23 protein-coding genes are annotated in these 20,545 nt (G+C 42.1%); 17 read left to right on the top strand and 6 right to left on the bottom strand.

Annotation, left to right across the window (positions count from 1 at the left end):
- Positions 1-13 precede the first annotated feature (13 nt).
- The gene (locus tag QNH28_RS15805; protein ID WP_283907539.1) at positions 14-898 is read right to left on the bottom strand and encodes a LysR family transcriptional regulator; all 885 of its coding nucleotides are present in this window, start codon (positions 896-898) and stop codon (positions 14-16) included.
- Positions 899-1,230: 332 nt separating this feature from the next.
- On the opposite strand from QNH28_RS15805, the gene QNH28_RS15800 reads away from it, so the two are divergent.
- The 10 genes from QNH28_RS15800 to QNH28_RS15755 all read left to right on the top strand — a co-directional run bounded on the left by QNH28_RS15800 (position 1,231) and on the right by QNH28_RS15755 (position 8,852).
- Positions 1,231-2,163: a phosphate ABC transporter substrate-binding protein PstS family protein gene (locus QNH28_RS15800; RefSeq protein WP_283907538.1), complete on the top strand. Its 933-nt coding sequence runs from the start codon at positions 1,231-1,233 to the stop codon at positions 2,161-2,163.
- A 91-nt stretch (positions 2,164-2,254) separates the two neighbouring features.
- A complete protein-coding gene (gene pstC, locus QNH28_RS15795; protein WP_042128137.1) occupies positions 2,255-3,157 on the top strand; it encodes a phosphate ABC transporter permease subunit PstC in 903 nt (300 codons plus the stop codon).
- On the top strand, positions 3,154-4,050 hold the full coding sequence (gene pstA, locus QNH28_RS15790; protein WP_042128135.1) for a phosphate ABC transporter permease PstA: 897 nt from the start codon (positions 3,154-3,156) through the stop codon (positions 4,048-4,050). Before pstC ends, pstA begins: the two co-directional genes overlap by 4 nt.
- 39 nt (positions 4,051-4,089) lie before the next feature.
- Entirely contained in the window at positions 4,090-4,866 is a 777-nt protein-coding gene (gene pstB / locus QNH28_RS15785) for a phosphate ABC transporter ATP-binding protein PstB (RefSeq protein ID WP_042188599.1), read from the top strand.
- A 120-nt stretch (positions 4,867-4,986) separates the two neighbouring features.
- Positions 4,987-5,589 carry a nitroreductase family protein gene (locus tag QNH28_RS15780; RefSeq protein WP_283907537.1) on the top strand — a complete coding sequence of 201 codons (603 nt, stop codon included), beginning with the start codon at positions 4,987-4,989 and terminating at the stop codon, positions 5,587-5,589.
- 520 nt (positions 5,590-6,109) lie between these two features.
- Positions 6,110-6,289, top strand: coding sequence for a helix-turn-helix transcriptional regulator (locus QNH28_RS15775; RefSeq protein WP_042132222.1), 180 nt, complete (start codon positions 6,110-6,112; stop codon positions 6,287-6,289).
- Positions 6,290-6,291: 2 nt separating this feature from the next.
- Positions 6,292-6,759, top strand: coding sequence for a DUF6773 family protein (locus tag QNH28_RS15770; protein ID WP_283907536.1), 468 nt, complete (start codon positions 6,292-6,294; stop codon positions 6,757-6,759).
- A gap of 83 nt (positions 6,760-6,842) precedes the next feature.
- Positions 6,843-7,559, top strand: a complete 717-nt coding sequence (locus tag QNH28_RS15765) for an MBL fold metallo-hydrolase (protein ID WP_283912166.1) — start codon at positions 6,843-6,845, stop codon at positions 7,557-7,559.
- Between the two features lies 1 nt (position 7,560).
- Positions 7,561-8,133: a TetR/AcrR family transcriptional regulator gene (locus QNH28_RS15760; RefSeq protein ID WP_283907535.1), complete on the top strand. Its 573-nt coding sequence runs from the start codon at positions 7,561-7,563 to the stop codon at positions 8,131-8,133.
- Positions 8,133-8,852, top strand: coding sequence for an AlkZ-related protein (locus QNH28_RS15755; protein ID WP_283907534.1), 720 nt, complete (start codon positions 8,133-8,135; stop codon positions 8,850-8,852). Before QNH28_RS15760 ends, QNH28_RS15755 begins: the two co-directional genes overlap by 1 nt.
- A gap of 71 nt (positions 8,853-8,923) precedes the next feature.
- Here the strand turns inward: QNH28_RS15755 and QNH28_RS15750 are convergent, their stop codons facing one another.
- From QNH28_RS15750 to QNH28_RS15740, 3 genes are all read right to left on the bottom strand, one after another.
- Positions 8,924-9,106 (bottom strand): hypothetical protein, encoded by a 183-nt coding sequence (locus QNH28_RS15750; protein WP_042128123.1) that lies wholly within the window; start codon positions 9,104-9,106, stop codon positions 8,924-8,926.
- Positions 9,107-9,332: 226 nt separating this feature from the next.
- Positions 9,333-10,562, bottom strand: a complete 1,230-nt coding sequence (locus QNH28_RS15745) for an aminopeptidase (RefSeq protein WP_283907533.1) — start codon at positions 10,560-10,562, stop codon at positions 9,333-9,335.
- 51 nt (positions 10,563-10,613) lie between these two features.
- Entirely contained in the window at positions 10,614-11,846 is a 1,233-nt protein-coding gene (locus QNH28_RS15740; RefSeq protein WP_283907532.1) for an aminopeptidase, read from the bottom strand.
- Between the two features lie 177 nt (positions 11,847-12,023).
- Here QNH28_RS15740 and QNH28_RS15735 point away from each other — a divergent pair, with 177 nt between their 5' ends.
- Complete coding sequence (locus tag QNH28_RS15735) at positions 12,024-12,299, top strand: hypothetical protein (RefSeq protein WP_042188584.1); 276 nt, start codon at positions 12,024-12,026, stop codon at positions 12,297-12,299.
- Positions 12,300-12,361: 62 nt separating this feature from the next.
- Here QNH28_RS15735 and QNH28_RS15730 read toward each other — a convergent pair whose 3' ends face one another.
- Positions 12,362-13,708 (bottom strand): TrkH family potassium uptake protein, encoded by a 1,347-nt coding sequence (locus tag QNH28_RS15730; protein ID WP_283907531.1) that lies wholly within the window; start codon positions 13,706-13,708, stop codon positions 12,362-12,364.
- 158 nt (positions 13,709-13,866) lie between these two features.
- Here QNH28_RS15730 and QNH28_RS15725 point away from each other — a divergent pair, with 158 nt between their 5' ends.
- Genes QNH28_RS15725 through QNH28_RS15715 form a run of 3 tightly spaced genes read left to right on the top strand, consistent with a single transcriptional unit; the run spans position 13,867 to position 15,235 of the window.
- Positions 13,867-14,223, top strand: coding sequence for a VOC family protein (locus QNH28_RS15725; RefSeq protein ID WP_375103045.1), 357 nt, complete (start codon positions 13,867-13,869; stop codon positions 14,221-14,223).
- Between the two features lie 25 nt (positions 14,224-14,248).
- Positions 14,249-14,677, top strand: a complete 429-nt coding sequence (locus QNH28_RS15720; protein ID WP_283907530.1) for a GNAT family N-acetyltransferase — start codon at positions 14,249-14,251, stop codon at positions 14,675-14,677.
- A 24-nt stretch (positions 14,678-14,701) separates the two neighbouring features.
- Positions 14,702-15,235: a GNAT family N-acetyltransferase gene (locus QNH28_RS15715; RefSeq protein ID WP_283907529.1), complete on the top strand. Its 534-nt coding sequence runs from the start codon at positions 14,702-14,704 to the stop codon at positions 15,233-15,235.
- 36 nt (positions 15,236-15,271) lie between these two features.
- Here QNH28_RS15715 and QNH28_RS15710 read toward each other — a convergent pair whose 3' ends face one another.
- On the bottom strand, positions 15,272-16,597 hold the full coding sequence (locus tag QNH28_RS15710; protein WP_283912165.1) for a hemolysin family protein: 1,326 nt from the start codon (positions 16,595-16,597) through the stop codon (positions 15,272-15,274).
- A gap of 113 nt (positions 16,598-16,710) precedes the next feature.
- Between QNH28_RS15710 and QNH28_RS15705 the strand changes: the two genes are divergently transcribed.
- The 3 genes from QNH28_RS15705 to QNH28_RS15695 all read left to right on the top strand — a co-directional run bounded on the left by QNH28_RS15705 (position 16,711) and on the right by QNH28_RS15695 (position 20,544).
- Entirely contained in the window at positions 16,711-17,478 is a 768-nt protein-coding gene (locus QNH28_RS15705) for a DUF1836 domain-containing protein (protein ID WP_283907528.1), read from the top strand.
- 91 nt (positions 17,479-17,569) lie between these two features.
- Complete coding sequence (locus tag QNH28_RS15700) at positions 17,570-18,772, top strand: MFS transporter (RefSeq protein ID WP_042193977.1); 1,203 nt, start codon at positions 17,570-17,572, stop codon at positions 18,770-18,772.
- Positions 18,773-18,951: 179 nt separating this feature from the next.
- Positions 18,952-20,544, top strand: a complete 1,593-nt coding sequence (locus QNH28_RS15695; protein WP_283907527.1) for a TerB N-terminal domain-containing protein — start codon at positions 18,952-18,954, stop codon at positions 20,542-20,544.
- The last annotated feature ends 1 nt before the right edge of the window (position 20,545 follow it).

The following is a 20,545-nucleotide window of genomic DNA, read 5'->3' as shown; positions in this document are numbered from 1 at the left end:
ATAGGAGGACCTATTAGTTGTTGTTTAATATATCGGCAAAAGATTGCTGCAATGGCGTTAATATATGATCTTTTCGCCAAGCCAGTACAAAACCACCGCTTTCAGGCAAAACTCCCGGTAGAGGAGCATAACAAAGACGACCTAACGCAAGTTCTGCTTCAATGCTAACTCTAGAACAAATGCCTACGCCATCTCCCTCGCTAATTAACATCTTTAGAGTTTCAGGTGAATTCAACTCGGATCGGTTCCACAAGCGAATATGATTTATTTCTGCCCATTGATCCGCAAATCCCCGTAAACAAGAACCACCCTCATACTGAATCCAAGGCTCAAGCGCGATCTGTTCTGGTGTTAACTTCTCTATAGTTGCAAAAGGGTGACTAGGGGCAAAAATGAGCACAGGCTCGTCGCGGACAACCAGCTGAAAGTTAAAGGATTCATCATGCCAATCAGAAGTGTGTAAAATAGCCATTTGAATTTCTCGGCTTCGGAGTCGTTCCTTTAACAAAGTATCACTTTGGATCGTCATTGAATTATTAATCCCAGGATATTGTTTCATGAATTGGATTAGCGCTTTAGGTAAAATATAAGTTGCAGGTATATAACTTGCTTCCAGCTTTAAAGTACCTTGTGTTGGTGAAGAAAACTGTTTAACAGTACGTTCAGCTTCGGCTGTAAGTGAGACAATCTTGAGCGCATATTGATAAAGGGCCCGGCCCGCATCTGTGAGCAGTACTCTTCCACTTCGATATTGGAATAAAGGCGTTCCAAATTCATTCTCTAGATTCTTCATATGAAAAGATACTGTGGGTTGTTTAAGGCCTAATTCAGCAGCTACATCGGTTACTTTCTTATATTTTTCAAGTAGGATAACGATCTTTAGCTTCATAATATTCATGACTTTCCTCCGTACAATGATAAGTTGGATAACAAATTATATCTCCATTATAGATTAAATCTATACATATATATAGTTTCTATTGGTATTTTTATCGTTGGCTTTACAAAGTTAAGAAGTTTCTCTAACGAACGAGCTCTAGAATAAGAAGAGTCAGAGGGGCTAAGAAGCTCCGGACAACAACAATAACATATGCGTACAATGCACTTTTACAGTAAACAAGCATATGGGGGCCAAAGCTCCACAACACCATGTTAAAGCTTGCGAAGCCAGTTCCGTATGAACTGTATGAGGAAGCCGTGCTAACAAAACATTTAGGAGGAGACAAAACAATGCAATTCAAAAAATCTTGGGTTATGACTTTGGCTTTAACAAGCGTACTAGCACTTTCAGCTTGCGGTAATGGTGGGGCAAACAACACGGGAGGAAACGCTGCAGCTACAAATGAAGGTAGCGGCGCTAAAATAAGTGGTTCGATTCTAGCTTCAGGTTCAACAGCACTACAACCATTGGTTGAGCTGGTAGCCGAGAATTTCATGGATAAAAATGCTGGTGTGGACATTCAGGTTCAAGGCGGCGGCAGTGGTACTGGTCTTACTCAAGTAGCTGAGAAACAAGTAGATATCGGTAACTCTGACGTATTCGCAGAAGAAAAACTAAAAGATGCCGATGCAGAAAAAGCAGCAGCTCTTGTAGATCATCAAGTAGCAGTAGTAGCGATCGCAGCAGTAACTCATCCGGATGCTGGTGTAGACAGCTTGACTAAGCAACAGCTTCTAGATATTTTCACAGGTAAGGTTACGAACTGGAAAGAAGTTGGTGGAGCGGATCAAAAAATCCAAATCATCAACCGTCCAGGCAGCTCCGGTACTCGCGCAACCTTTGAAAGCTTTGCACTTGGAACCAAAACTGAAGATATCCCAGGATCGATTCAAGAAGATTCCTCCGGTACTGTTAAGAAAATGATCGGAGAAACTCCAGGGGCTATCGGTTATCTGGCTCTTTCATACCTTGATGATTCAATCAAAACACTTAGCCTTGATGGTGTAGAAGCATCTGTAGACAATGTTATTTCTGGTAAATATCCAGTATGGGCTTACGAGCACATGTACACAAACGGCGAACCAAATGAAACAGTAAAAGCATTCCTTGACTTTTTCTTGACAGACGAAGTACAAACAGGTGAAGTCGTTGAGCTTGGATACATTCCAGCAGTAAAAATGCAAGTTACTCGTGACGTTGCAGGAAATGTTACAGCCAAGTAATTCACTTCTAAGTAATTTGTAAGGATTAGAATCTCAAGTGATTAGAGGCGGATACATCTGCCTCTCTTTTCACTTTAGAAAGAGGGAGCAATTGAGGGTGAAACTAAAGAACTCACGCATCGAGAAACATCATATTGAAGATTTTGTGGGACGTACATATATGTCCTTCTGTGTACTGCTATTGATAACAATCATTGTATCGATGGTATATTTTGTGGCGTCTAAAGGTATTTCAACTTTCACAAGTGGTGATGTTAGCGTTACTGATTTTCTATTCGGAACAAAGTGGTCACCTGAAGCAGATACGCCATCCTTTGGTGCTTTTCCGTTTATCACGGGATCCTTCTTAGTTACTCTACTTGCAGCATTGATTGCTAGTCCACTTAGCCTTTGCGCTGCGCTGTTCATGACTGAGATTGTCCCAGGATGGGGTAAAAAATTGCTTCAGCCCGTAATCGAGCTGTTGGCAGGTATCCCTTCAGTTGTTTATGGTTTCATCGGATTAAGTGTTATTGTACCGTTTCTACGCAACAACCTGCCTGGTCAAGGCATCGGGGTAGCTGCAGGCGCGCTTGTGCTCTCGGTCATGATTCTTCCGACGATTACAAGCGTGGCTGCAGACGCGCTGGCTTCATTGCCGCAAAATTTAAAGGAATCCTCCTATGCGCTTGGTGCCACCCGGTGGCAGACGATCTCTCGAGTGATTATTCCGACAACGTTTCCTGCTATTATGACTGGTATTGTACTGGGGATGGCACGTGCATTCGGTGAAGCCCTTGCTGTACAGATGGTTATCGGGAATGCGCCATTCGTACCAAAATCACTCTTTGAATCAGCTTCTACCCTGACGAGTGTAATCACGCTTGGAATGGGGAACACAACCATGGGCTCTGCGCACAATAATGCTCTGTGGAGTATGGCACTGGTTCTTATGCTGATGACCTTTGTATTTGTCTTCTTTGTGAGACTGCTTGAAAGGAGAAATAAAATTTGAAGCCGAGAACCGTAAATAAAATTGCCACAAGCCTTATTGTGTTTTTCGCATTGCTCATCGTAGCTATTCTGGTTGGTCTATTAGGATATATCCTCTTTCGGGGTCTTAGTCACATTAGTTGGGATTTTCTATTCTCTGCACCGCAAAAAATTCGAGCAGGTGGAGGAATTGGCCCTCAGCTATTCAACTCCTTATTCCTTTTGGTACTCACGCTAATAATTACAGTACCTCTAGGACTGGGTGCCGGTATTTACATGGCTGAATATGCTCGTCCGGGAAAAATCACCGGCTTTATTCGCTTAATTGTTGAGGTATTATCTTCGTTCCCTTCAATCGTAGTCGGCTTGTTTGGTCTATTGCTGATTGTTAACTATTTTAATCTTGGCTTTTCCTTAATCTCTGGAGCACTGGCATTGACGGTCTTTAATCTACCGCTGATGGTTCGGATTACGGAGCAAGCTTTCCGTAGTGTTCCGAAGCAACAAAAAGAGGCTGGTTTTGCACTAGGATTGTCCAAGTGGAAAATCGTAACCTCCGTGTTGTTCCCAGTAGCATTACCAACGATTATTACGGGTACTATTTTGTCTGCTGGCCGTGTCTTTGGGGAAGCAGCCGCGTTGATGTTCACTGCAGGAATGAGTAGCCCAAGACTAGATTTCACTAACTGGAATCCACTTAGTCCGAACTCACCACTGAATCCTTTCCGTCCAGCTGAAACACTGGCTGTTCATATCTGGAAGGTAAATAGTGAAGGCCTTGCTCCTGATGCAGCGCAAATTGCTGCGGGAGCTTCAGCAGTACTTGTTATTATGGTGTTGATCTTCAACTTGGCAGCACGTTATTTCGGTAGATTTATTTATCGTAAGCTTACAGCTTCAAAAAGAATGAACTAATTCCTAAAAACTAAAGTAGAGATGTAGGAGGAGTAATCGATGGGAACGTCGGCAACAGCAGTGCGTGAATCTTTTCAAACCGAGGACCTGAGTATTTTTTATGGAACATATGAGGCAGTAAAGGGGATTAGTCTTCCTTTTGCTGAAAATACGGTTACTGCACTGATCGGCCCATCCGGCTGTGGTAAATCAACCTTTCTTCGTTCACTGAACCGTATGAATGACGAAATCTCCGGATCAACAACCAAAGGAAGCATCTGGATTGATGGAGTTGATATTAATGCTCCTGGCACAGACGTTATCAAACTGCGTCAGAAGATCGGTATGGTTTGGCAAAAGCCCAATCCGTTCTATAAATCCATTTATGATAACATCGCCTTTGGACCGAAGTACCATGGGGTAAAAGGAAAAAAAGCACTCGATGAGATTGTAGAGAGCAGCCTTCGTAAAGCAGCGTTGTGGGATGAAGTGAAGGACCGGTTAAAAGATTCAGCATTAGCTTTGTCCGGTGGACAACAGCAGCGCCTTTGTATTGCAAGAGCGTTGTCAGTTAACCCACAAATTCTACTTTTGGACGAACCAGCATCCGCACTAGATCCGGTTTCCACTGGTAAAGTAGAGGAGCTCATCAAGGAGTTAAAAGAAGAGCTACGCATAGTAATCGTGACACACAACATGCAGCAAGCTGCACGGATTTCTGATTATACGGCTTACTTCTATCTGGGATCCCTTATAGAATACGATAAGACGGATAAGGTCTTTACTAATCCAGAGAATCAAATGACACAAGAATATATCATGGGTCGTTTCGGCTGAAGCCTTTCAACATCGTTCCTTAGGGAACGGTGTTTTTTGTTTATATTATTTGCAAAAGGTAGATAGATACTGTATCATGAATGATAATGATTATCATTATTACTATAGGGAGTGGATCTCATGACACAAACTCAACCGACTCAAAAGAATAGCGTAGCTGAAGTAATAAGAGAAAGACGCTCTATTAAGCTTTTTAAAAAAGATCCACTGCCACAAGGTCTCTTAGAGGAATTGTTAAATGTTGCTGTATGGGCGCCGAACCATGGGGTGCGTGAGCCGTGGAGATTTATTGCTTTTCAAGGTGATGGTACAAAGTTCTTGGCTGAAGCGGCATTTGCTTTCGTGAAACGTGCTTTTTCTGATCCTGAAGTGGCTGCTAAGCGAAAAGAATATATCTCAAATATTCCATTAACGTTAATTGTGGTGATGCCTGAGGATCCTCGGCAGAGAGAGTGGGATGAGGATTTTGCAGCAGCGTCAGCACTTGTGCAGAACTTCCAGCTAGCGGCTTGGGAGCAAGGCGTGGGAACGATTTGGAAGACCGATCCTTATATCAATAATCCTGAATTCCGTAACAAAATTGGTGTGAAGCCAGGAGAGAAGATCATAGCCATGATCCATGCCGGATACCCGGAGACTGTGCCAGACAGCCGTCCACGCACGGATGCTTCTGAACTATTGAAGATCATTGATAGCTATCCAGAGAACGAGGTAGTGGAATAAGCAGAAGACCATACGGTATTTGAATAGTGAATATCAAAGGAATATATATCCAAAGCATCCGAAGGGTGCTTTTTTTGTTGTATAAAAGCTGTCGAAGGAAGGTGGAATAATGGGTTGCGTACCGGCATCGGCTCCTCTGATTTTATTGACTTGTGCGCCAAGTGTCTTTCGCATCGGACCGTATTGCAGCTATTTAAGCTTTTTGAGTCATTTTGTAGATGTATTGGACTGCATAGCTCTTATTGCTTCCATATGACATAGAATTAGGGTGTTTTGAAGGAAGTAGCTGCAACTAAGTCCGATAGCTTGTGGAAACCGTTCGAATTGGCAAAATAAGATCTCCTGAGTCCGATTCAGCAGAAAAATAGCAAGATATCTCAGCATGGTCGGACAGAAAAGTAGTGTTAAAATGTCTATTGCAATATATAATGTACATAATGAATGATATTGATTACAATTTGGTGAAGTAGATGAATCTAAATTAGGAGGGAAAAGCGTGGGGGAGAACAAGAACATCAAGATGAAACTGGCACGTATACAAAAAGATCTTTCCCAAGAACAGTTAGCGGAAGTTGTAGGGGTTACAAGACAGACGATTGGTCTGATTGAAGCCGGGAACTATAACCCAACGCTTAAGTTGTGCATAGCTATCTGCAAGGCATTGGATCGATCTTTAAACGATATTTTTTGGGAGGAATAAGGGTGAGCAGGACAAGGATTAAGGATGAGCGGATTATCAGTGAAATTCAGAAGTTTAGTACACATGGATTTATGATTATGCTTGTGGGCTTTATGGTTAGTCTTTTGGTAAAAGTATTTATTCTGCAATGGGACATTAAGTATTGGTTGGATACGTTTGTGATTGTGATGGCAGGGTGTCTGTATATTACTGTTCGTTCCGTTAAAGATGGAATATATCTGCTACCGAGTAAAGAAGGCGATGTAAGACGGTATAAGAAAATCAATTTAATTGGGGGAGTAGTTAGTACATTCATATGGGCTGCATTAATGTTCCTTTCTGATGTTAGAGAAGCAGGGGAATTGGATATTGCTAAAAGTATCATGAGCACCTTAGTGGGGTCCGTTATATTTTTCATTGGGATTACATGGATGCAGTGGTTCATTATTAAAAGATCCAATAAAAATGCGGACAAAAGTCTAGAGGGTTAGTTGAGTGGGAAATTCACTCTTGTAAAACTAATGTGATTAGTTTATATTTAAGCTAATACCATTAGTTTTATGGAGGGGTAATGATGAGAGTAACACGTGAAGGTCATTTACTACAGCTAACTTGGATGCCAAGAGTATTTCCTGTGAATTGTTACATGATTGAGGAAGAGAATGAATTGACCTTGATAGATGCGGCAATGCCGTTCAGCGTAAAAGGAATTATCGATACCGCAACGAAGCTTGATAAGAAGATCACTCGCATTATAATAACGCATGCTCATGACGATCATATAGGTGCACTGGATGAGCTAAAGAAGCAGCTTCCAGAGGCTCAGGTGTACATTTCAGAAAGGGATGCAGCGTTGCTTAGTGGGGATCGTTCACTTCGTGAGGGAGAACCTCAGACCCCTATTAAGGGTGGTGTACCCAAGAAGATAACAACAAGGCCAGATGTATTACTCTATGATGGAGATACCATTGGCTCATTGACAGCCATTCTAACCCCAGGTCATACCCCTGGCTCTATGTCTTTCATTGATTTGCGAAGCGGCGCTGTTATCGTCGGAGATGCTTTTCAAACCTTCCGGGGAACGGCAGTGTCAGGAACCGTAATTCCTTGGTTTCCATTTCCGGCTCTGGCAACCTGGAGTAAAGATCAAGCCTTAAAAAGTGCGATTAAGCTTTTAGAGGCTTCTCCGACTATACTAGCTACTGGACATGGAGACTTACTTAGAAACCCAGTGCAAACGATGGAGAAAGCTATACACAAAGCACAAATGATTCAAGATAGGAGTAATTAAAATGTCACCTAGAGCAGGATTAGATCGTCGTACGCTAGTTATAGTAGCAGCAGAAATCGCCGATCATGAAGGAATAGAAGCTGTAACCTTAGCCGCATTGGCTAACAAACTTGGTGTTCGTTCTCCATCTTTATACAATCACATTAACGGGCTAGGGGATTTGCGCACACAACTTGCGATTTATGGACTAGGCGAGCTATCCGATGCAATGAACAACGCAGCTAAAGGCTTTAGTGGAGACGCTGCGGTACAGGCGATGGGGCGAGCGTACGTAGACTTTGCTAGAAGTCGGCCTGGATTATACGAGACAACGCTGCGAGCACCTGAACAGGCAAATACGGAGCTGGAAGCGGCAAGTGATCATATATTGAAGCTTATCATTCATGTGATGAAGGGTTATCAGTTGGATGAGGAAGGAGAAATTCATGCAGTACGCGGGTTACGAAGCATACTGCATGGCTTTGCCTCTTTAGAACAAAAAGGCGGTTTTGGAATGGCGCTTGATACTAATGTAAGCCTATCTCGGCTCATCAATACTTTTATTGCTGGGATCGGAAATATGAAGTCTGAATAATGGAGTACATAGGAGATGATGTAGTGGTCTATAAAGGATATGAAGAAGGTAGTGTTATCACTTTTGAGGAAACAGCAGGAATCGTTGCCAAGATTGGGATTTTGCCGCTTGCCAACCTGATTCCTGAGCACCCATCTTTAAACGGATTAACGAAAGCGGAGAATTGGCATACGGGTTCAGAGCTGGATCCATGGTCATGGCGCGTAAGGTTTCCTGGTGAAGGCCTGGCTGGATACGGTAAATTTGTTAAGAAAAAAGCTATCTTGGTCTCTAGGGAGTGGTTTCCAGCATTTGTGGCAGCTGTAGGTAGTACTAAATCTATAGAAGAACGTTATAATGACGGATTGGCCAGCAGAGAAGCAGTGACTTTACTACAAATTATCCGTGAACATCAAGGGATTGATACGCGTATACTTCGTGTTGAAGCTGATATGAAGGCTAAAGAAAAGAAAACAGCATTCGATAACGCAGTTACGGAGCTTCAGGCATCACTAGACATCGTTATTTCAGGTGTAAAAGAACGTCATAATGCAGAAGGGGAGAAAAATGGCTGGAGTAGTACCTCGTTTGAGACCGTAAGCCACTGGATGGAAGATAACGCTCTTTCCGCATTTGAAGGCGACAGAGAAGAGGCTATAGGTTGGTTACACTCCAGAATGGATGGCGTTTGGTCACCTACAGCAATAGCCTGGACGAACAAAGCGTTCTCATGGAAATAAAAACGGTTAATCACTACTCCCATGAGAGTGATTAACCGTAAGCGTTTTCTAATAAAATCATATCCATCACATTATTGTTCCAACATAGGTGCCAAGTAAGCAATCAGGAAATACAAGAATCCGAAAAACAGCATAACATAGGCGGTATATTTGATTGCATTAGATGCAACAATTCTTGAATCCACCGGTGCTTGAATTTCGAGCTGTTCTTCTTCAACGCTGTCAATTTCATTGGATATTGGGTCTCTCAACATGATAATCCCCTCCTTGGAAATTCGATCCTTAACTGTATTGTGACATATTTGTGAACGGAAATCAACAATAGTGTGAACAATTTTTGAACTTTTATTCAAATTTGGACATTTTATTTTCTTAGTATCGAGAATGTAATGAAAAAACAACCTGCTTTTGTCCTCTGAAGAGGAGCAAAGCAGGTTGTTTGGTATTTATTTTATCTATTCAAAAATTTAAGCGAACAATTTAAGCCCAATCTCCGGCACGGAAGATAGGTACGATTGTTCCATCATCCTTAATACCATCAATGCTCATTTCAGGTGCACCCATCATAAAATCAACATGTGTATGGCTTTGATTCATTCCTTTTTCCTGCAGTTGTTCTTTGGTCATTGTTGTACCCTCTTGAAGGGTAAAGGCATATGCTGCACCTAATGCCAAATGGCAGGAAGCATTCTCATCAAACAATGTGGTGTAATATAGAATTCCGCTCTCGGAGATCGGGGAGTGGAAAGGCACCAAAGCGACTTCTCCAAGATAAGCAGAGCCTTCATCTAATGCGATAAGGGAAGCAAGCGTTTCTGAACCTTTTTCAGCGGCGAAATCCGTTACTTTGCCGTTCTCAAAGGTAAGAGTGAAATTATCAATAAGATTACCCCCATAGCTAAGCGGCTTAGTGCTGCTTACCTTACCATTCACACCAGACTTCAGTGGGGCAGTAAATACTTCTTCTGTAGGGATATTGGCTAGGAAAGGGACACCTTTGCCATTGACAGCTCCGGCTTGACACCAGATATGGCCTTCTGGTAGTTCAATCGTCAAATCGGTCCCTGGTGCTGTATAGTGCAGCTTGCGGAACTTATTATCATTCAAGGTAGTACAACGTGCTTTTAGACCATCTAAATGTTGACTCCATGCTTGAATAGGATCAGCCTGATCCGCACGTGTTGCTTTAAAGATAGCTTCCCATAGCAAATCAATCTGCTGATCAGGTGATGCTTCAGGGAATACTTTTGCCGCCCATGATGATGATGGGAAGGCTACAATACTCCAGCTTACGTGATTCCCCATTAACAATTCACGATATGGAGCTAACGTTTGTCCAGAGATCCGCTGATTATCTGCAATTCTTCCTGATTCAACACCGTTCAACAGATCTGGATTCGTTGAAGTTATCGATAGAAATGCTGCACCTTTTTTAGCCAGATCTTCTAATTCATCTGCTTGCCATTGTGGCGGTTCCAAGAAGGAATCGGATGGAGCGAGGTCATAACGTGTACGTGTAACAACCTCGTCGCTATAATTAACCTTGACGAGCTTCGCACCCGCTTCATAGGCATTGCGTACGACAAGACGTACTAGTTCTGCCGAAACGATGTCGGCATTTACAACAAGGGTCTGCCCAGGTTGGATATTAACCCCAATCTTCACTGCCAGCAACGCATAGTTCTCCAGTTTTTGCTTGAAATCTAACATAGTTTCAACTCCTCCCAATATCTCTAGTCTTTTATTTCATATTTGCAATAATTAGAACGCCCAGTTTCCATTCAGGAATACAGGTTCTTCGGTTCCATCAGCAGATATACCATAAATGTTCATTTCCGCTGAACCGATCATGAAATCCACATGGGTAACGCTATTATTCAATCCATGTGCAATCAGTTCATCAGGAGTCATATCCTTACCACCTTCTAAGCAGAAAGCATAAGCCATACCTATAGCTAGGTGGTTGGATGCATTCTCATCAAACAAGGTATTGTAATAAAGAATATTGGACTCAGAGATAGGGGACTTATGAGGAACTAATGCAACTTCACCGAGGTATTTCGCGCCTTCATCCATACTAATGAGGTGTTCTAGTGCTTCTTGTCCTTGCTCTGCACTAACACTAACAATTCGTCCATTCTCAAAAGTAATAGAGAATCCATCGATAATGTTGCCGCCATGGCTAAGAGGTTTTGTGCTTCGTACGGTGCCATTCACGCCAGTCTTTAGAGGGGCGGTAAATACTTCTTCGGTAGGCATATTGGCTACAAAAGAATGACCCTTAGCATTAATGCTGTCCCCCTGTGCCCAAATATGGCCTTCTGGAAGCTCGATGCTTAGGTCCGTACCAGGTGCTATGTAATGCAGCTTCTTATATTTTTTTGCGTTGAGTACATTTGCTTTTTGATCTAAAGTGTCGAGATGTTCTTGCCATGCAGCTACCGGATCTTCACGATCAAGACGTACGGTGTGGAAAATAGCTTCCCAAAGTTTATTTACACGTTCTTCAGCTGGAACATCCGGGAATACTTTATCCGCCCAAGCCTGACAAGGTACTGCAACAATACTCCAGCTAACTTTGTCGGACATTTGCATTTCACGATATTTGGTGAGTGCAGCTCCCCGTACTTTTTGATAATTGGAAATGCGAACAGGATCAATACCCTTAAGTGCATCAGGATCTTCCGCGATCACGTTAAGAATAGCCGCACCTTTTTCGGCGAGTTCAGTCATTTCACCTGCGTACCAAGTAGGAGGCTCAGTGAATACCTCTGGTGCAGCATGTTCAAACTGCTGGCGCGTAATGCTCGCATCACTCCAGTTCACCTTCACTAAGCTTGCTCCAATCGCATATGCTTTGGCGGTGATAATACGTACGAAGTCAGCTGCAAGAATCGGCGCATTCACCACCAGAATTTGCCCTGGTTGAACGTTAACCCCAATTTGCACAGCTAAATCTGCATATTTACTAAGCTTTGCCTCGAAATCAGTCATCGATATTTCCTCCAATTACTAATAGTTTGGTACTTTACAAGTATTGTACTAAATTATTAACCGCCGGATGAAAAAAGTCAATTACATGGAATTTACAGTGTAAATTGAGGAATTACATTCATTTCAATGCTATACTGAAAGGGGAAATGATTTGATGAATGGAAGGAAGATTAGCGGATGAATTTAGAGATCGTAAGTGCTGAAATGAGCCGTAAAGAGGATAAAAGCTATGTAGGGAGGACGATATTTACTCTCGAAAACCATAAGGCTCCATATGAGATTACTTTCTTTAGTACAAGAGGAACGGAATGGGATTACAGCCTAAGCTTCGCGGGTGAGCCTGGAAGCGAAGAGCAGTTCTTAGAAACTGACGCGCTGCTTGAGAATGATGACGATGTATACAATCAATTGCTTGATGCTGCACTAGATAAACAAGAAATCGTTGAAGAATAAAACATACAAGTGTTGATGTGATTACCAGCGGCCATATTTATAGCCGCTGGTTACATCACGCCTTATCCGATGGTAATCTTCCCTTCAGGATAGCGGTAAAGTTCCTTACTACCTTTAGGCTTGAGTGCATAAGCTAGAGTAAGTGGACCCGTCCGACCGAGAAACATTAGAATAATAATGAGCACTTTACCTGCAGTAGTCAGTTCTGGAGTAAGTCCCATGGAGAGACCAGAAGTCCCGAATGCGGATACGGATTCAAAGAGTACAGCAAGAAAGTCAGCTTTTTCTGTCACGGATAACAACATCGTAGCGATGACAACTAACATTAGAGACATTAATGTCATCGTCACGGCTCTATAGACATTTTCTTTAGCGATCTGGTAACGAAACATTACAATATCCTCTTTACCCCTTAATCTTGCAGAAACTGCAGCCACTAGAACAGCGAACGTAGTAATCTTAATTCCCCCACCAGTAGATCCAGGCGCAGCCCCTATGAACATCAGCAGGATCATTAGAAATTGTGTTGATTCCCGCATAAGTGGAATTTCAATCGTAGTGACACCACCTGAACGTGGTGTTATCGCTTGTAAAAATGTAGCCATGATCTTACCACCTGCACTCAAGGGCTTCAGCGTAGAATTAAATTCTAGTAAGAAAAATAGAGCAGCCCCAATGGCAATCAATATCACAGAGGTAGAAAGAACAACCTTCGAATGAAGAGTAAGCTTTTTACGTTTTGGAAAGTCAAAAACATCAGACAGGACAATAAAACCGACCCCTCCAAGAAAGATGAGGATCATTGAGGTGAAATTCACAATAGGATCGTTTACAAAACGAGTAAGTCCACTAAAGGGCCCATGAATGTCACCAAATAGATCAAAGCCTGCATTATTAAAAATAGATATACTGTGAAAAATCCCATAATATACAGCTTTCCCGAAAGGCATATCCATCATAAACCTACCGGCAAACACAATGGCACCTGTGAGCTGAATAACTAGTGAATATATCAGGACTCTGCGGATTAACTGGACAATACCCTGCATGGAATTCTGGTTCATAGATTCTTGCATAAGAATTCGTTCTTTAAAGGATATTCGTTTATTAAGGACCAAAGTAATCAAAGTGGCCATCGTAATAAAACCTAATCCCCCAAACTGAAATAATACGAGTAGAACAACTTGTCCAAAAGTAGTCAACTGTGTGCCCGTATCAATGACTGCCAGACCTGTAACACAGGTTGCCGATGTTGCCATGAATAATGCATCAATAAAAGAAATGTGCCCTTTTACTGAGGAGACCGGCAAACTAAGTAAAAAAGTTCCGGCAGTGATAAGTATTACAAATCCTAGTGATAAGACTTTAGGTGGTGTTAATTTAAATCCACCGAAGTTCAGATTAGCCAATTCAATTCTCCTGTCATACGTGAAATTAGAGTAGTGCTCACAAAATTATAACATAACTTGCCAGACCTTCCCTAAGTGGAGGGAGGTAATTGACATATTTTATCGAATTATTCTAGAATAACACCCTATTCTGTAACTTTAAAGAGGAGGCTTTCTTAATGGTGATAAGTCCGATTCTGAATCAGATTGGTGCAGTTTTTATTCCGGTAAAGGATATTGAGAAATCTAAAGAATGGTATTGCCAATTGCTTGGTTTGCCTTTGGATGGTGAAGTATTATTCGGGCATCTATACGTGATTCCCATGCAAGGACCGGAAATCGTATTAGACAGCAAAATTTACACTTCTGAGTCCGTTCTTAATATCCCCTCTTTTCATCTAAATACCGAAGATATTGATGCTGCTTATGATTATGTAAAAGCGAATGGCGGAGAGATTCTTACGGATATCGAGCATGACCATTGGTTTAATTTCAAAGATCCTGACGGTAATGTTATTATGGTCTGTCGTTGTTAAGAACGATTAAGAAAGGAAGAAACAAATGATAAGAGAGGCTGTTCCTGAAGACGCATTCTATATTGAAGATCTATATCGATTGTTGCTGCCTAATCAAACAGATATACAAGTATCACCGGAACGACTGAGGCAGATAGCTGAGAATACGGATAGTTTTCTTTATGTGTACGAAGAAGAAGGGACTATTGTTGGGACGCTTCATCTTCATTTGTGTATGGATGCTTTATGTGACGATCGACCCTTTGCAGTCATTGAAAGAGTTATCACTGCACAAGAGGTGAGAGGGAAAGGATACGGAGCGAAATTAATGAGATACGCTGAGCACGTAGCCACCTCTAGGGGAGCCCTTAAGATCATGCTATCGAGTGCGGTCAGAAGGGAGGATGCACATCAATTTTACGAGCATCTTGGATATAATAGCAGTTCCAGTAAGCTGTTCAAAAAGTACTTATAGCTATTTATGATTGGAAGTGATGATATGATGGTAACATTTAAAGTGCTGATTTCAGAGGATGCAGAAGAATTACTTCGTCTACAGCATCAGTTGGATCAGGAATCCAAATTTATGTTAATGGAGCCGGATGAACGACAATCCAGTCTAAATCAGGTCAGAGAGATGATCGAAAGCTTCGCTTCAGCAGATACTTCAATCCTTATTGGCGCAGAGGTTGATAGCCATTTGATAGGCTTTATGTCGGTTAGAGGTGGCAGTGTTAGACGCAATCGCCATAGTGCGTACATAGTCATTGGCATTCTAAGACAGTATCAGAGTCAGGGAATCGGTACGGGGCTATTCAAAGAGCTGGATGCATGGGCTAGGAATACTGAAATTGTTCGGTTAGAGCTAACAGTTATGACACATAATGAGCTGGCTATGTCCCTATATATCAAAAATGGGTTTGAGATCGAAGGGACGAAAAGAAAATCGCTTTTGATCGATGGTCAGTGGGTAGATGAATATTACATGAGCAAGATCTTGATAAAAGAAAACAGGATAGAGAATCAGATTTAATCTGATATCTCTATCCTGTTTTTTATAATTAAAAGCTTATGAATTCTCAAGCTCTGACGATTCAGTGTCACCTGTAGTCTCAATGATGACCTCAACCTTGCGTACACGGTATCTGTTCATCTCACGAATGATTAAGGTTACATTGTCATGTACAATGCTTTTGCCAACGGCCGGATCTGGGATATGACTGTATAACCAGCCTCCAATCGTTGTCACTTCCTCATGTTCGACATCAAGACCAGTGAGTTCCTTGACCTCAATTAGAGATACCTTACCATCGAACAGATAATTTGTATCGCTTATTTTCTCCACTTCTCTGCGTTCATCACCGTCAAATTCATCTCGAATTTCACCAACGATTTCTTCCAAAATATCTTCAATCGTGATGAGTCCAGACGTACCACCATATTCATCAAGCAGCAGGGCAATATGCACCCGCTCCAATTGCATACGTGTTAAAAGATTCTTAACAGGTGTTACCTCAGATACGGTTAAGACTGGCTGAATCAAGCCTTTGAAATCAAAATCAGGGTTATTGTCATATTGCAAATAAAGCTGTTTCGTATTAATCATTCCGATGATATTATCCTTGCTACCTTCTGCAACCGGGAAGCGAGTATATTGTTCCTTACGGATAATCTCGAAATTTTCTTTCAGTGAATGATTGGTGAAAAGACATACCATATCGGTTCGTGGAACCATGATTTCTTTGGCCAACATCTCATCAAAAGTAAAGATACGGTTGACATAGCCATATTCAGCTTTATTGATTTTTCCACTTTCATAGCTTTCAGACAAGATCAAACGAATCTCATCTTCACTATGAGCGTCTCCATGCTCACTGGCAGGCTTCATCCCGAAAAGGCGAACAAGCAAATTTGCGGAACCGTTCATGAACCAAATGAGTGGGTACAAAATTCTGTAGAACCAAATAATCAGCGGTGATGTAATTTGACCGATTCTTTCCGGAATGTTTATAGCTACCGTCTTCGGAGCAAGTTCCCCGACAACGACGTGTAGGAATGTTGCAATGACGAATGCGAATAAGAACGCAAGAGGGTGACTCACACTTGGACTAATATTAGCCCAGTCGAATACCGGAAGGAGCAACTGCTCAAACGCTGGCTCTGCCAGTGCACCAATACCCAGTGCAGTGATTGTAATCCCGAGCTGACAAGCAGATAAGTATCCGTCAAGATTAGCAGACACTCGTTGTACAGCTAGCGCGTTCTTCTTTCCCTCGATCACCATTTGACTGATCTGACTACCTCTAAGTCTCACCAATGCAAATTCCGTTGCTACAAAAAAAGCGGTTAAAATAATCAAAATAGCCACCAACGTCAAACTAAGTCCTATACCCATATAATCTTTACCATCCCTTTCGTTCCTAAAATAGGTTATACTCATATTATGAGTTCTTATGAACTATTCTACGAACTTTTCAGAGAAATATCAAATGGTGGAGGGAAACAGATATGGAATCATTTGCATTGACTCGCGTGGAGATGTCCAGTCTTCTGCTCTCATTGACCGGATTATCAGACCGGAAACCGCTGAATATCCTCCAAGAGGCATGGACTAAATTTCATCTTGATGAAGTAGAAAAGGGGACTTCGTTACCCGCTTTTTTATCTACAGATGTTCCACCCATTTTTCAAAAGATCATTAAGGGCCATGATGTAAAAGGCTTTTCACTCGGTGAAATTGCTTCATTAGGCCATCTAATAGAGTATTCCACTTTGACTGTGACTACTATGCAAAATTGGGTGAAGCGTGATTTTAAGGAGTATCTCGGTTCTCCAAGAGAAGGAAAGAAGTATTCAGTTAATCAGGCAGCACTTCTGTTTATGATCGATGATCTCAAATCAGCCCTAAATTTCGAAAGTATTCGTCAGCTATTCCGATTAATGTTCTTAAAGCCAGATCGAGACGATGATGATCTCATAGAACCGGCAAAGCTGTATTACGCATATGCTGGACTGTTTGAAGAGATTAAGAGTAATCCTACGATACAAACGCAATGTAAAGTAGATCAGCTTTTGCACAAGGAGTTCTCTTGGAAAGAAGATTCCCTGCTTAGAAGTTCCACAGATCGTGTGATCAATCGCCTAACGCATCTCACGAGATCTCAGAGAGAATCTGTACGCAACATACTGCTGATAGCCACGATAGCTGTTCAGACCTGTTATTTTCAATCGCTGGCCAGACAATACTTTAATGCTGCTTTATTTCTTGATTTTTGAGCGCTTCAATTTTAAAATGTATAAGTGAAACAATCAAAAGTAAGTTTCATTAGATAGATGTAGGATATAAGGGGGCTTGGAAGTGAATCAAATGACACTGCTGCGGAATCCGAAGCAAAGGAAATTACTCTTCAGTGCAGGCTTAAGCTGGATGTTCGACGCAATGGATGTCGGGATGATTTCTTTTGTTGTTGCGGCTTTAGCCAAGGATTGGAATCTGGGACCGGAGCAGATCGGCATATTGACAAGTATTAACTCCGTAGGCATGGCTGTGGGTGCTGCGGCGGCAGGGATATTAGCAGATCGTTTTGGACGTAAACCGATACTTCTGTGGACACTCTTAATTTTCTCGGCTGCAAGTGGATTATCGGCCTTTGCTACAGGCTTCGGAATACTCTGTGTACTTAGGTTTATCGCTGGCTTTGGACTAGGTGGAGAGTTGCCCGTCGCTTCAACACTAGTGTCTGAAAGTATGCCTGCCCGTGAGAGAGGCCGCGCGGTTGTGCTACTAGAGAGCTTTTGGGCGGTTGGTTGGATCGCTTCTGCTTTAATTGCATTCTTTGTTATTCCTGATTATGGCTGGCGTGTAGCATTCGGTATTGGTGCTGTTCCCGCTCTATACGCATTATACTTAAGACGTGCTATAGACGATTCACCGAAGTTTGCAGAGATTAAGAAGGCGCCGGTGTCCTTGAAAAAACGTATCACAACGGTATGGTCACCAGAGTATCGTCGTTCTACGATTATGCTGTGGATTTTATGGTTTACCGTAGTGTTTTCGTATTATGGGATGTTTCTATGGCTACCTACAGTTATGGTACTTAAAGGTTTTAGCTTGGTTAAAAGCTTCGAGTATGTACTTATCATGACGCTAGCTCAGCTGCCGGGGTACTTTACTGCCGCTTACTTTATCGAGAAGTTCGGACGTAAGTTTGTCCTCGTCATCTATATGCTGTTCACTGCCGTTAGTGCGGCATGGTTCGGAAATGCAACTACAGAAGGCATGTTGATGGCTGCTGGGATTTGCTTATCATTCTTTAATCTCGGAGCATGGGGTGGTATGTACGCTTATACACCAGAGTTGTACCCAACAACCATTCGTTCAACAGGTGCTGGTTTAGCGACTTCCTTTGGCCGGATTGGTGGCATCATCGCTCCTTTACTAGTAGGGGTGCTGGTAGGTAAATCTATAGCGATTGGCTCGATCTTCATGTTATTTTTTGTAACGATTATTATCGGTGCGTTAGCGGTGCTCTTCCTAGGAAAAGAGACAAAGGGAACGGAGCTTCTGTAAAGGATAATTCTTCATTACATACTTGATGTTAATCTACCAACAATGCTAAAATTTAATAAGAACAAAACGGTTCCTTCACAGTTGTGAACAGGGCCGTTTTTTTTAACATATCAGAGACTATATATTTGGGCGTTTATGCTTGCATTAGTCCTTCTTTTATAAGAACGGAGCGATCGAACATGAGTAAGGATAGGAAGCAGCCTCATTTCACGGAATTAGTCTGGGAAAGTACAGAACAAAATGTTCCGATTCCCCCGCGAAATTCATCAGTACCAGCGCTGCCTAAATTATCTTCTGAAAATAAAGGGAAGCCAAAAACCTCTTCTGAACCTTCTTTACAGCTACAGCTTTGGGATCTGGAGACTGACACCCCGGAGCCTGTGACAACTACCGAAGGTCAGTTTGTAACTAGAGCAAAGGAATTGGAACATAGAACCGAGGATTCAGCACTATTGGTTCCATTTAAGAGTTACTGGCCAACGTATGGTCATATGACAGGCACGCAAAGTAGATGGTATTTTTATTGGCGCAATGAAGTTAGACAGGGTAGATATCCGAAAACGGATCTTTCATATATTTTTCTGCATGTGTATGAGCTTATTAATGGTATAGGCTGGCAAGATCCTTATGATGGCTATAAGCAGCTCAGTCAAATCTGGGAAGCTTATCGAGAAAATTATAAACGTCTGGATCAATATTTGGGTGGTTGGATCGCGGACTTCTCGTTTGTTCATCATTTGGATGTGCCTCTATCTTTAATTGTTGCTCGTTCACGCGGTCTTGCTGGAGATCTGGCAGAGCTAGAGTTAGAGAGATGCCTTACTATATCTCCTGAGCAGTTAACCTTTACGGTATTAACAGCAATGTCGGACTACGATATTAGTAAATCTAAGTTCTACATGGGAGAAGGTAAAGCAGCCCTCGAACAATACATTCCACAGGTAGTGGCGTTAATCAACGCTTATGTTACTCGAAAACATGGCTCAAATTTGGTTGAAATGTTCCCACCTGGACCCTCAGTAATGCGGGAGCGTTATTTATTCCGAAGTGCCGTATATGATATTTCGTTATATGGCTATTCTGTAATTATACCGGTTGTGCGTATCAGTAAATCTCCACCGCTTCGCAGTTTGATTACAAGGCTATTCCGTTTAACAGAGAATAAATTACGGGAACTGCTGGGATATCGAGGTCGGCTCAAAGGGGTTAACGTGGATGCTGATATGGAAGACCTTATCACTCGTTTTCTGAAGCGGGAATTTGAGAAAGAGAAACAGGAAGACAAGGGGCCAGCAGTAGTCATTGATCTTGAGAAGCTTGAAAGGCTGCAGAGCGATTCCGAGATTGTACGAACCATGCTTACGGTTGAGGAGATGAATGAGCTGCAAGAATTTGAGGATAGCGATTTCGAAGTTATAAATGAGGAACCCGATCCAGAAAAAGAAGAATTTGAAGATATTGAAGATGAAATCATTGTGCCTCATGAGTCTCTTGAGCCTGAGATAGTTATTGAAGAAGTTCGATCTGCTAACGTAGGGACGGAGTGGGAGCAGTTCTCTGAAGTTTTAAGTCCACTCCAACACGAAGCTCTGCTTTCGTTAATGAACGAAGACGGAACACAAGCCATACAGAAGCTAGCGGCTGCAAACGGCACGATGTCAGAGCTTTTGATTGATGAGATCAATGATATCGCAATGGACATTCTAGGTGATTTGATCATAGTTGGTGAAGAAATTGCAGAAGAATATAAAATTCATCTGCTTAATATTTAAT

The organism is Paenibacillus sp. G2S3 (assembly GCF_030123105.1).
In the GTDB taxonomy this organism is placed as follows: domain Bacteria; phylum Bacillota; class Bacilli; order Paenibacillales; family Paenibacillaceae; genus Paenibacillus_AQ.
Note: the sequence above shows the minus strand (reverse complement) of the source record. Positions and strands in the feature narration are given on the sequence as shown.